Genomic DNA, 11,994 nt, shown 5'->3' with positions numbered 1-11,994 from the left:
CCCTACTGATCAGCAGTTTTTCAACCTCACTGACGATTGGAGTTCCTCATGGCGAAAATCAACTTGGCGCAGCAGTTGGCGACCACCCTGGAACAGGCAGGCATCAAGCGTATCTGGGGGCTGACCGGCGACAGCCTCAATGGCCTGACCGACGCCTTGCGCAGCATGGACAGCATCGAGTGGATGCATGTGCGCCACGAAGAGGTTGCCGCCTTCGCTGCCGGTGCCGAAGCGGCGGCCACTGGCGAATTGACGGTGTGCGCTGGCAGTTGCGGGCCGGGTAACCTGCATTTGATCAATGGGTTGTTCGACTGCCATCGCAACCATGTGCCGGTGCTGGCGATTGCCGCGCAAATTCCGTCCTCGGAGGTTGGCCTGAATTACTTTCAGGAAACCCATCCCCAGGAACTGTTCAAGGAGTGCAGCCACTTTATCGAACTGGTGAGCAACCCCGAGCAGATGCCTCAGGTGCTGCACCGTGCCATGCGTTCGGCGATCCTCAACCGAGGCGTGGCGGTGGTGGTGATACCAGGGGATGTGTCGCTGTTGGAAGTGGAAGATAAGCTCAAACCGTGGCCAGCCTTGCACGCACCGCGCACCGTGCCGGTTGAGCAGGACTTGCAGCGCCTCACCGACATGCTCCAGAACAGCGAGAAAGTTACCCTGCTGTGTGGCAGCGGCTGTGCCGGTGCCCACGATCAGGTAGTGGCGCTGGCCGACGCCCTCGGCGCGCCGGTGGTGCATGCACTGCGGGGCAAGGAGCATGTGGAGTGGGATAACCCGTTCGACGTCGGCATGACCGGCCTGATCGGTTTCAGCTCCGGTTACCACGCCATGCTCGATTGCGACACCTTGATCATGCTCGGCACTGACTTCCCCTATCGCCAGTTCTACCCCACCGACGCCAAGATCATCCAGGTGGACCGCAACCCGCAAGCCCTGGGGCGCCGTGCGACCTTGGACCTGGGCATCGCCGCCGACGTCAGTGAAACCATCGCCGCGCTGCTGCCACGCTTGACCCGCAAGACCGATCGCAGCTTCCTCGAAACCTCCCTGAAGCACTACGAAAAAGCCCGCCAAGGCCTGGATGACCTGGCGCAACCGTCCAAGGCTGGTAGGCCGATCCATCCCCAGTATGTGGCGCGCTTGCTCAGCGAGCTGGCCGATGATGATGCGATCTTCACCGCCGATGTCGGTTCACCCACCGTGTGGGCGGCGCGTTATCTGAAGATGAACGGCAAGCGCCGGCTGATCGGCTCGTTCAACCATGGCTCGATGGCCAACGCCATGCCTCAGGCTATCGGTGCGCAGGCGGCATTCCCTGGGCGGCAGGTGATCTCTATGTCTGGGGACGGTGGTTTCACTATGTTGATGGGGGATTTCATTTCCCTGGCGCAGCTGCAATTGCCGGTCAAACTGGTGGTGTTCAACAATTCGTCCCTGGGCTTTGTTGCCATGGAGATGAAGGCGGCGGGTTACCTGGACACTGGCACCGAGCTGAAAAATCCGGACTTCGCGGCCATGTCCAATGCCATGGGGATCTTGGGCATTCGGGTGGAGCAATCCGAAGACCTGGAGCCGGCCCTGCGCCGTGCGCTGGCCCATGATGGACCGGTGTTGGTGGATGTGGTGACCGCCACTCAGGAACTGGTGATGCCGCCGAGCATCAAGCTGGAACAGGCCAAGGGGTTCAGCCTGTATATGCTCAAGGCGGTGATGAGCGGGCGTGGGGATGAGGTCATAGAGCTGGCGCGGACCAACTGGCTGCGATAACCCCTACTGTAGGAGCGAGCTTGCTCGCGAAGATCGTAACGACAACGCTGGCATCCTGAATGAACGCGTTGTCCTCAAGTTTTTCGCGAGCAAGCTCGCTCCTACAGCTGCCGGGCTAATTTCAGCCCTTCTGTTTTTCTACCCACTTGCCATAGGCATCGATGAACGCCTGCAGGAACGGCTTGGTTTTGTCCGACACCTTCCCCGCTTCATCGAACACACTGCCTGCCCCGCCCAGGTAGGCTTCCGGCTGCTGCATGCACCACACATCCAGGAACACCAGGGACTGGCGCAGGTGGTGGTTGGCGCCAAAGCCGCCGATGGCACCCGGCGAGACACTGATGATCGCCCCGGGCTTGCCACTCCAGGCGCTTTGCCCGTATGGGCGCGAGCCCACGTCGATGGCATTTTTTAACGCTGCCGGCACAGAGCGGTTGTATTCGGGGGTGACGAACAGCACCGCGTCGGATGAACTCACTTGTTTGCGGAAAGTGCTGTAGGCTGCTGGCGGTGTTGCACCGTCGATGTCCTCGTTGTAGAGCGGCAAGTCGCCGATTTCAACCATGTTCAACTTGAGATTGGCAGGGGCCAGTTCGGCCAGGGCCAGCGCGACCTTGCGGTTGATCGACTCTTTTCTCAAGCTGCCCACCAGGACGGCAATCGTGTAGACCTTGCTCATTGAGGTTTCCCGACTTCTGAATAAAGGAGCTTGTAGTTATAGAGGCTTCGCGGCGCGTTCACCAGAGGGTTATGCGGATTCCCTCGACGTTTTCCTTGCAAGCGCTTGCGTAGGAAGCGTCTGAAAATATCAGCGAATAGTATTTTTTTCTTATAGGTAAACTACCCCGCTCCCTGACGGTCTACAGAACCGCAAATCGAGTGTTTATCTCCAGAGGTTCTAAACAGATGGCTGCAGTACTTGTTGGACAGTTTCATGCCAGAGACGCGGAAGGCCGCGTGTATTCGGTGCATGAGTTCCAGGAATCCAACCCGGCGCAAGGCGACCTGGCGGGATCGACGCCCACCGTGACCTACAAGCTGGCCATTGGCGACCGTGTAGAAAAGCTGGAAGGTGATGAATTCAAACTGATCCAGTCGGGCACCATTCTCGTGCGCGAGTCCGAAACCACCCTGGCATCGTAAACGCTTGCCTTGTTCACCTGCTCAGTCCTGGCGACTGGGCTGGGAACGCTCATGGGCGGCGGATCTGCGTTACCTCTATGCCCTGCTCGTCTTGCTTGAGCGTCACCAGCAACTGGCCGCGCTCCCCTTGCACCGTATACATCGAGCGCTTGTAACCCGGCGCGTTGTATGCGGGGTAAGCCTCAACCTCCCTGACCAGGGTAATCCCCACTACTGCGCCCACCTGCTCGTCCACCTGTTGCTGGGTGCGGATAAAGGCTTCCAGTGCGAGGCTGTCCTGGGTCGGTTCATCCTGATAATTGAAGAAGTAAGCCGCCAGGCCTCCCACGGTCACCAGGACCAGGAGTTGCTTGGCCGTTACCCCGAAGAACGTCGAGGGCAGAGGCATATGAGACCAGACCTGTTTTTTATTTTAAGTACCGGCAAACCGGCAGGGGTCGTTGCTGATCAGACTCGTCATTCTAGTGGGGTCGTGGCTGAACGCCATAGCCTGGGACGACCCCGGCAGTCTTTTTTACGCACGAAGGCCTGCGCCATTGAATCCCCTGCGCACTGCACATAGACTCCGGCCATGCGTTTACGTCATATCGAAGTGATTCAGGCCATCTTGCAAACCGGCCACCTCGGCACCGCCGCCGAGTGGTTGCAACTCTCCGTGGGCGAAGTAGACGCCACCCTCAAGGACGCTGAGCAGCAACTGGGCTTCATGCTGTTCGCCAGCGTGCGCGGGCGCTTGCAAGCCACCCGGGAAACCTTGGAGTTGCAGGCGCAAATTACTGCTCTGTACGAAGCCCTGGAGCCGCTGCAACGCCTTGCCAGCCGTTTGAAACACCACCACGCGCCGCCCTTGCGCGCCCTCTGCACGCCGCCGCTGGCCAACCAACTGTTGCCCCAGAGCATTGCCGCGCTGCGTCGACGCTTCCAGGACATGCCGTGCAACCTGTCGAGCCAAACCACTGGCGAGATCATCAACAGCCTGCTGTTGCATGAAGCCGATGTGGGCCTGAGCCTGCATGACCCTGAGCATCCACAGATCCAAAGCACGGTGCTGGCCCAAGGCAAATTACAGTTGCTGGCCCCCCATGGCTGGCTCAAGCCCAAGCAAAAATACATTGCGCTGCAGGACCTAGCCGGCCAGTCGCTGATCGGCCTGGAAGGCCATGACCCGCTCAGCCGCTTGCTGGATGCCAAGCTGCAAGCCCTGCGACCACTGCCCGTGGTGCAGACGCGGGTGCAAACCTACCCGATGATGCGCGGCCTGGTGGAAGCCGGAGAAGGCTTGGCGATTGTCGACCCGTTCACCGCCTTCGGTGCGCAGGAGTCCGGGCTGGATACCTGCCCGTTATCACCGCCCATTCCGGTCAGCCTATACGCACTGACGTTGAAGAATGCCGCGTCCACACCCGCGCTGAATGCGCTGCTGGAAATCGTCGCGCAAAAAGCCCAGCCCCTGCTCGCGGGCTCGCCGGCACTGTAACGGGCTCCGCGCCCTTCCCTTCCCTTCCTGGTACCGACACACGGCCTTAAAGAAACGACAGGAACCCCATCCTGTGCGCAAGGCACTCATCCAGCGCAAAGCTCAGGCTTTCTACCGGATGAACAGCGCAACCAAGGATTGATACCCATGCTCCCACTACCCAATGCACTGGCGCACTTGCCGCTGCTGCACCCTGCTGCCCTGACTCAAGCACCGCCCCTGCAGCCTGCGCCCACGACGCAGTCCTTGCCGGTGGAGGGCTCCACCAACGATGTGGCCCCTGACGAGCTCGACAACCCGGCAGCCCTTAAACAAGCCTTCAGTGAGCGCTGTAACTGGCAGCTACTGGCAGACAACCTGGGTGAACTCCTCAAGGAACTCAACGACGCCTTCCCCGGCGAGGTGTCGGACCGCCAACGAGGCGCGCTCGAAGCCCGGCTCGCCACGCATCTGGCAACCTCCACGCTACCGATGTGCGAGGGCTCACGGTACTCGCGGCAACACAACCTGGCGCCCAACAGCCGGGTCAAGCTAGGTACATTCCTCAGCGGCAGCGGCGTGCCCGCACCCAAGACCCTTGAGGCGTTGCTGGCGCTTTATCAAGTGGCGACCAAGCAGGTGCAGACGTTTCCCCTGGGCAATTACGGTGGCGCCTTGTCGTGGCCGATCCCGCTGTCGGCGCAGGACCGACAAGCCCTCATTGACCTGTTGAACACACCAGACCCCGCGTTGCCAGAACTGCCATTGACCGACAAACAGGGGGTACTGGGCTACCTGTGCTCTGTCACTCACCTGTCGAGCAACGATTTCAAATTCCCGGCCAGCGCCATGGAAATGCTGCTGGGATCGGCCAAGGCGCAAGCACTGGGCCAGTTCCTTCAAGCGCGACTAGGCGGCATCGCAACCAACACCAGCGTCAATGACTACTTGCTGGCAGCCATTGCACTGGGGCTGGACCCGCAAGCCCTGGGAACACCGGCCCGCAACAGCGTGAGTGGCTTTGATCTCGGCCAACGGGCGCTATGGAACCAGCCGCCCAGCGTGGCGATCGACGGCTTGAGCCGCCATCTGGTCAAGGAAGGTCGAGCGTCCAAGGCATCGGCCGACCTGGCAGCGCGCCTGTTGCTGGCACGTAGCGCACCGCAGTATCTGGTCAAGGACATACCGCCCAACGTGACCTACGCCAGCGTGCCCTGGACTCAATTGGAGATCGCCGTGGCCAAGCTGGAGGTCGAATCGCCGGGACGTGCGTTCACCATGACCTACAGCGAGGTACTGGCAGCCGCCGAGACCACCGATGTCGGCGCAGCGCTGACGCAGACGATCCATCGCGAAGCCTTGCACAACTGGGGAATCGTCAACGGTTACTTGAAAGCGGACACCTCCCCCAGCGATACGCAGATGCGCGCCACGCAAACCGCCTTCAGCAATCAGCAACAATCGTTGCAGGCCACCGCCCAGGCACTGGCAACCCCCATTCCGATGCGTGAGGAGATGGGCATGCAATTGCTGCGGGAAAAATTTCCCGATGTGCCGGACGACGTCTTCAGGGCAAAGCACCTGACCAAGGCCCGACTGGTTCCAGGACGGCCAGGACGCTTCCCCGGTACCCACTCGATGCTGGATGTGGTCATGCAGGGGGCCAAGGTCGACAACAGTGACAGCGAGCATTGGGTCACCCAGGACAAGCGCATCCCCATCATGGCGTTCTGCGCGCTTTCCGATAGCGGCGTACTGTCGGTCGCAGACGCCTTTGACCAGCGCTACAAACCTGCAATGGAGGCACTGGAAAAAGGTCATGCGGGAATGACTCAGCACCTGATATCGACGTTACCACCGCAAGATCGGGAAAATTTCGAATATGGCCAGCTCGAATTTTTTCATACCAACGACTACTTCATAGAAGCCGATTTTTCGAGCAAAACCCTGATCAAGAAAGGCCATACGCTGGATGTGAAAATCACCCGCAACGGGCAGGTCAATATTTATCGGATCGACACCCGCGCCGGGAACATTACAAAACACAATTACCTCGCGCATATTTATTCGCCGCCCTATTCCCGGCTCGATATGCGCGACGCAAACACCTTGCACAGGACCGTGCGCTTCAACCCGTTCGCAGACGAGCACGCCCAACGGTCCAAGGAAACGCCGGCACGCGTTGAAACACCGCAGGTGTTCGACTCCGAGCGCACCCGTTACATCGCCAAAGTGCTCACCCAACGTCTGGACCTGCACGGCGATGACCTGCTCCAGCACGCCCGCGGAAGCACTTCATACGATAGAACCAGCGCCGCCAACCAGGCCATCGGCGAGTTTTTTCTCAACATGATTCCTTTCAGGTCGGCGATTGTTAATTTCATGCAGGGCAATATCGGCGACGGCTTGATGGACCTCGGCCTCGATGTGATCGGCCTGGTGACACTGGGCGCCGGCAAAGCCGCCCAGGCTGGCAAAGTGCTGAGCAAGGGCGTGTTTGGGGTCAAAGGCGTCGCCAGAACTGCACGGTTCGTCGGCACCGTCGCGCTCGAGGCGCTTAACCCATTGGGCGGCGCAGGCGATTTGCTCAAGGGTATCAGCCGCTGGGCCTGGTCCAAGGGCGCGAAAGCCTTCAATACGCTCAGGGGCGCCACCGGCAGCTACGACATGCTCAAAGCCGCCAGTACCCAGCATGGCCTGGTTTGCACAGGTACCGCCAGGATTGCCGGGCATGACCTTGAAATGGGGGCGGTGTTCCAAGGTGGCAACTGGCACGCCTTTGATGCAGCGAAGGGCTTGCCCTATGGGCCGCCACTCCAGCATTTCCAACCCTCGGTGGTGGCTGCCAACGGCGAGCTCAAGGTGCTCAATATACCGTCGCTGCAGGGTTACGAGGCCACGGTCTCTGCGGACCTGCTGCAGGTCAAAGGCTTGCAGGGCAACGTCTACGTGGGCCCGCACAATAAAGAATATGTGAAGGTTGACGGCACGCTGTATGAGTCCAACCTGAAAGAGGGCCAGCGCTTTATAAGGCATCCGTCTGGAACCGGCGTCGACCTTCCAATCAAGGATGTGGGCGTTGCAGGTTGGGAACCGATTTCACGCGGTCACCGTTTGCCCGGAGGCGCCCCCACTACAACCCATTGGCGATTAGCCGACGACACGTTCGTCGTCCCCCTTGATGATGTAAAGATAACGCGTACGGGGGCTTCCCCCTACGCCGTCCACTACAAAGGCCGCGATCATACGGTGACGTTTGATACGCAGGTCGGTGCATGGAAAAGCGAGACGTCGAATACTCACGCTCCCGGCAGCCAAGCGAACCCAGGCGCCTTGTATTTTTGGCGGGCCGGCAAGGGGAAATGGAGGCTGGGTAGTGTCGATGAGTTCAATCACGCCAAAAAAATCAAAACCCACAAACATATCTTTGTTAACGCGCCGTCTATTTCTCTGACGGTCCCCCATAACGCCAAGCCAATTCCCAAAGAGATTCACTACTTCTGGGCCGGCGGCCATATGAATCCTCACTTGCAGGACAACATAAGGATCAATGCGGTCAGCGCACCTGGCTATAAATCTATCGTTCATGTTGATGCGAACGACCAGAGGACGTTTGTCAAACTCAAAAATCAACTGGAGGCCAACAAGTCAGGCATTGAGGTCAGAAACCTTCATAAAGACGACGTTTTCCAACAGTTAAAGTCATCCGACATGTATGCCTATTTCCGCCAAGGCCAGGGAACCAACCTTGCTGCAGCCTCGGATGTGGCGCGCTATCCGATCATGAAGAAATACGGCGGCATTTACCTTGACACTGACGACAGCATTGTCACCACCGTCAAAGACACCGAATTGCGCGCGGCGCCCAACGACATTCTGTTAAACAGCCCCGTCGCCATTGAATTCACTGACTACAAAAATTTCTACAACACCAGCAACTTCGCCACCCAACCTGACAACCCTGTTATCGACACCATTATCAGTGAGATGCGCACCCGCTTCGCTAATAACAAAGACTACTTCACCGCACACCGCCCCACCGTTCAACAAGGCGAGGCACCCAATGCTGAGTTCTACCAGTACGAGCGTAAAATTTTTGAGACGGTTGGCCCCGATATGTTTAACGACATACTCAAGGCGCGCAGGCCTGACATGTATGACCTTGGTTTTGATAGATTAAAAGAAGTCACACTGGTTGATAATAAACCCGTGCGCAACGGGCCGGCTATCAACATAGAAGCGGTCATACACGAGCAGTATAAAGCGCAAGGCATCGTCCCACCGAGCGATACGCGAGACAAAATGAACGCGGTAAAAACCCATTACTTTCCGTTCGCCTTGGATTTTAAAATCAAAACCGGCAACGAACACTCTTGGATGTACACCTGAGCATTGAGGTAGCGGGACGGGCCGGCATAAATGCCGCCTGGTCCCCGCCAGGGTCAACATCGTCAGCCGTTCATACCGCTTCGCGCTCCGATTTGAACAACCGATACCAGAAAATCGCGACCTCGCGGGTGTGCGGGTCGATCCCGCGATAACGCAACTGATCGATACCGCCCATCACATAGCCACAGCGCTCATACAGGCGACAGGCGCCGAGGTTGTTGTTCTGGGTCTCGAGCATCATGCCCGACAGGTTTTTCTTGCGGGCCCAGAATTGCGCCACGTCCAGCAGTGACTTGGCCACGCCATGTCGGCGCGCCGGCAACGCCACGGCCAACTCGTCAACGTGGGCAAAGCCGTTCCAGTTGGTGCTGACCACGATATGCCCTACGGCACAGTCATCCAGGTACGCCATGAAGATCGAGCTGTCGGCAGCGTCACGGAAACTGGCGAACTCCTCTGGGTCGATGCCATAGCACTTGCGGTACGGCAGCACGCGGTCCACTGGCCATTGGTCAACGCGCTGGCCGATTTGCGGCACCCCATAGGCACTGACTTCAAAGCTGAAATCATTGCCCCACACATAGGCGTCAAAACCTTCGTCGGCGACTCGCACACTGAGTCCTGGATACTTCGGGTTCATTACAGCTTGCATAACCTTCCTTAACCCTTGATGCAGTCGACGGTATAACGACGGCCACTGCCGTCATCTTCGTGTTGCAGCCCATGCACATCCGCGACAAAACCGGGGAAACTGCTATCGAACGTGCGGGCAAATGCCAGGTAATCGATGATCGAGCGCGTTGACTCGGTGAAGCGTTCGCCAGGCATGATCAGTGGAATGCCCGGCGGGTAAGGCACCAGCATCACGGCGGCGATGCGTCCTGCCAAGGCATCGATAGAGACCGCCTCCACTTCGCCCCTGACCAGCTGGTCGTAGGCGTCGGCAGGCTTCATCGCGATTTGCGGCAATACCGTATACATACGCTTGAGGTGCCTGGCCGTGGCATTGCTACGGTAACAGCTGTGCAACTGGTCGCAAAGGTCGCGCAGCCCCAGGCCTTGATAACGCGCCGGGCCCTGGGCATACACCGACGGCAAGCAACTGGCCAGGCTGACATTGGCATCGTAGCTACGCTTGAACTCCAGCAGCTCGGTGAGCAAGGTGCTCCATTTGCCTTTGGTAATGCCCATGGAAAACAGCACGAGGAACGAATACAGCCCAGTCTTCTCCACCACCAGCCCGCGCTCCCACAGGAACTTGCTGACCACTGCGGCGGGAATCCCGCACTCGCTCAAGGCTCCGCCGGCGTTGAGGCCAGGCATCACCAGCGTGACTTTGATCGGGTCCAGCAGCACGTAGTCTTCGACCACGTCGCCAAAGCCATGCCATTCATCCCCGGGGTGCAACAGCCAATCCGCCGTGGCGACCCGGTCGATGCCTGCGACCGAGGGTGGTTGCCAGATGGAAAACCACCAGTCCTCGGCCGCGATATGTTGGCGCAAGTTAGCCAGGGCGCGACGGAAACTTAAGGCCTCGTCGAACATTTCCTGGAGCAGCGAGCGCCCGGCCGGGCCCTCCATCATCGCCGAGGCCACATCCAGCGACGCGATGATGCTGTATTGCGGCGAGGTGGAGATATGCATCATGAAGGCTTCATTGAAGCGGTCACGGTCCAGTTGCCGTGCGCCACCGTCCTGCACGTGGATCATCGACGCCTGGCTGAAGGCGGCCAGCAATTTATGCGTACTGTGGGTGGTGAACACCAAGGGGCTGTCCGGCGTGCGCGAGGTGCCCATGCCATAGCGCCCGGCGAAGAACTCGTGAAAGGCGGCGTAGGCGTACCAGGCCTCATCGAAGTGCAGCACCTCGACACTGCTGCCCAACTGCTGCTTGATCAGTTCGGCGTTGTAGCACAGGCCGTCGTAGGTGGAGTTGGTCACCACCGCCAATTTCACTTTCGGTGGTCGCCCACGGGTCAAGGGGCTGGCGTCGATCTTGGCGCGGATCGACTCAGGGCTGAATTCGCTCAGGGGGATCGGGCCGATGATCCCCAGCTCGTTGCGCTCCGGGCACAGGTAGAGAGGGATCGCGCCGGTCATGATGATCGAATGCAGCACCGACTTGTGGCAATTGCGGTCCACCAGCACCAGGTCATCGCGCCCCACCATGGAATGCCAGACGATCTTGTTGGCGGTGGACGTGCCGTTGATCACGAAGAACGTATGGTCGGCGCCGAAGTTACGCGCAGCGCGAGCCTCGGCTTCGGCCAAAGGCCCGGTGTGATCGAGCAGCGAGCCCAGTTCGGGCACCGATACCGACAAGTCCGAGCGCAGGGTGTTCTCCCCAAAGAACTGATGAAACGCCTGCCCCACCGGGCTTTTTCGATAGGCCACGCCACCGCCATGGCCGGGGGTGTGCCAGGAATAATTAGAGTCGGCGGTGTGTTGCACCAAAGCCTTGAAGAACGGCGGTAACAGGCCATCCAGGTAAGTGCGTGCGGCGCGGGCGACTTGGCGCGCCAGAAACGGCACGGTGTCTTCGAACAGATAAAGGATGCCGCGCAGTTGGTTGAGCTCGCTCATGGCATCGGCAGGGGCGTTTTCCAGGGTGACTTGCTCGCCCAGCGCAAAGATCGGCAGGTTGGGTGCGCGCAGCCGCGCCAGGCGAATCAGCTCTACCATGTTTTGCAACAGATGGGTGTTTTCCCCGGCGCCTTCGGCGGCGATCAACATGCACGCCAGACCGTGATGGGTCGCGGCCACCAGCCGCCCCTCGGCGTAGTCCACCGCAGAAAAAATACTGAAGCCCTCCTGTTCCAACTCCCTGGCGATGCCTCGAACCCGGTCACCGGCAACGGTGTCGGCCTTGATGTCACGGTGCACGATCAGAACGGGGAACTTCAGGTCTTTGTACATGAGCACTCTTACTCCGGAGGCTTTGCACAAGGGTAGAAGCTGGAAGCAAAAGTGGCGAATGAAGATTTCACAGGCGGTCGAGAGGTATCTACATAACTTCGGTACGGGGCTGCGATCAAACTGTGGCTTGCCTGCGATGACGGCCTGCCAGCCGACGCCTATCTGCCTGACACCCCACAATCCAAATGTGGGAGCTGGCTTGCCTGCGATGACGGCCTCCCAGCCGACACCTATCTACCTGATACCCCACAATCCAAATGTGGGAGCGGGCTTGCTCGCGAAAGCGGCCTGGCAGTCAACACAGTTGAACCGGGTAC

Annotated in this window: 9 protein-coding genes; 5 read left to right on the top strand and 4 right to left on the bottom strand. The window is 59.2% G+C overall.

The annotated features are described in order from the left end of the window. Nucleotides 1–48 precede the first annotated feature (48 nt). Nucleotides 49–1,773, top strand: coding sequence for a ubiquinone-dependent pyruvate dehydrogenase (gene poxB / locus A7K61_RS17905; protein ID WP_069558062.1), 1,725 nt, complete (start codon nt 49–51; stop codon nt 1,771–1,773). Nucleotides 1,774–1,894: 121 nt separating this feature from the next. Here poxB and A7K61_RS17900 read toward each other — a convergent pair whose 3' ends face one another. Further along, entirely contained in the window at nt 1,895–2,452 is a 558-nt protein-coding gene (locus A7K61_RS17900; RefSeq protein ID WP_069558061.1) for an NADPH-dependent FMN reductase, read from the bottom strand. 227 nt (nt 2,453–2,679) lie between these two features. Between A7K61_RS17900 and A7K61_RS17895 the strand changes: the two genes are divergently transcribed. Further along, the gene (locus tag A7K61_RS17895; protein WP_032892208.1) at nt 2,680–2,916 is read left to right on the top strand and encodes a hypothetical protein; all 237 of its coding nucleotides are present in this window, start codon (nt 2,680–2,682) and stop codon (nt 2,914–2,916) included. A 49-nt stretch (nt 2,917–2,965) separates the two neighbouring features. Here the strand turns inward: A7K61_RS17895 and A7K61_RS17890 are convergent, their stop codons facing one another. Next, the gene (locus tag A7K61_RS17890) at nt 2,966–3,304 is read right to left on the bottom strand and encodes a hypothetical protein (protein WP_047710658.1); all 339 of its coding nucleotides are present in this window, start codon (nt 3,302–3,304) and stop codon (nt 2,966–2,968) included. Between the two features lie 183 nt (nt 3,305–3,487). Here A7K61_RS17890 and A7K61_RS17885 point away from each other — a divergent pair, with 183 nt between their 5' ends. Continuing rightward, nucleotides 3,488–4,393 (top strand): LysR substrate-binding domain-containing protein, encoded by a 906-nt coding sequence (locus tag A7K61_RS17885; RefSeq protein WP_069558060.1) that lies wholly within the window; start codon nt 3,488–3,490, stop codon nt 4,391–4,393. A gap of 252 nt (nt 4,394–4,645) precedes the next feature. Then, complete coding sequence (locus A7K61_RS17880) at nt 4,646–8,761, top strand: TcdA/TcdB catalytic glycosyltransferase domain-containing protein (RefSeq protein ID WP_256557915.1); 4,116 nt, start codon at nt 4,646–4,648, stop codon at nt 8,759–8,761. Nucleotides 8,762–8,831: 70 nt separating this feature from the next. Here the strand turns inward: A7K61_RS17880 and A7K61_RS17875 are convergent, their stop codons facing one another. Both A7K61_RS17875 and A7K61_RS17870 read right to left on the bottom strand, forming a co-directional pair. Further along, on the bottom strand, nt 8,832–9,413 hold the full coding sequence (locus tag A7K61_RS17875; RefSeq protein WP_083263109.1) for a GNAT family N-acetyltransferase: 582 nt from the start codon (nt 9,411–9,413) through the stop codon (nt 8,832–8,834). An 8-nt stretch (nt 9,414–9,421) separates the two neighbouring features. Beyond that, nucleotides 9,422–11,677 carry an Orn/Lys/Arg decarboxylase N-terminal domain-containing protein gene (locus A7K61_RS17870; protein ID WP_047710655.1) on the bottom strand — a complete coding sequence of 752 codons (2,256 nt, stop codon included), beginning with the start codon at nt 11,675–11,677 and terminating at the stop codon, nt 9,422–9,424. Here A7K61_RS17870 and A7K61_RS33335 point away from each other — a divergent pair. Further along, a partial coding sequence (locus tag A7K61_RS33335; protein ID WP_218188551.1) for a hypothetical protein occupies nt 11,676–11,994 on the top strand: 319 nt, incomplete at its 3' end. The two genes, A7K61_RS17870 and A7K61_RS33335, sit on opposite strands and share 2 nt — an antisense overlap.

The sequence above is a fragment of the Pseudomonas sp. AP42 genome (assembly GCF_001728935.1).
GTDB lineage: Bacteria > Pseudomonadota > Gammaproteobacteria > Pseudomonadales > Pseudomonadaceae > Aquipseudomonas > Aquipseudomonas lactis.
This window is presented reverse-complemented; position numbering and strand designations above follow the sequence as displayed.

What these genes read in the sequence shown, in the direction of transcription:
- poxB (WP_069558062.1), top strand. Translation starts at nt 49, where the DNA reads ATGGCGAAAATCAACTTGGCGCAGCAGTTGGCGACCACCCTGGAACAG.
- A7K61_RS17870 (WP_047710655.1), bottom strand. Translation starts at nt 11,677, where the DNA reads ATGTACAAAGACCTGAAGTTCCCCGTTCTGATCGTGCACCGTGACATC.
- A7K61_RS17900 (WP_069558061.1), bottom strand. Translation starts at nt 2,452, where the DNA reads ATGAGCAAGGTCTACACGATTGCCGTCCTGGTGGGCAGCTTGAGAAAA.
- A7K61_RS17895 (WP_032892208.1), top strand. Translation starts at nt 2,680, where the DNA reads ATGGCTGCAGTACTTGTTGGACAGTTTCATGCCAGAGACGCGGAAGGC.
- A7K61_RS17875 (WP_083263109.1), bottom strand. Translation starts at nt 9,413, where the DNA reads ATGCAAGCTGTAATGAACCCGAAGTATCCAGGACTCAGTGTGCGAGTC.
- A7K61_RS17890 (WP_047710658.1), bottom strand. Translation starts at nt 3,304, where the DNA reads ATGCCTCTGCCCTCGACGTTCTTCGGGGTAACGGCCAAGCAACTCCTG.
- A7K61_RS17885 (WP_069558060.1), top strand. Translation starts at nt 3,488, where the DNA reads ATGCGTTTACGTCATATCGAAGTGATTCAGGCCATCTTGCAAACCGGC.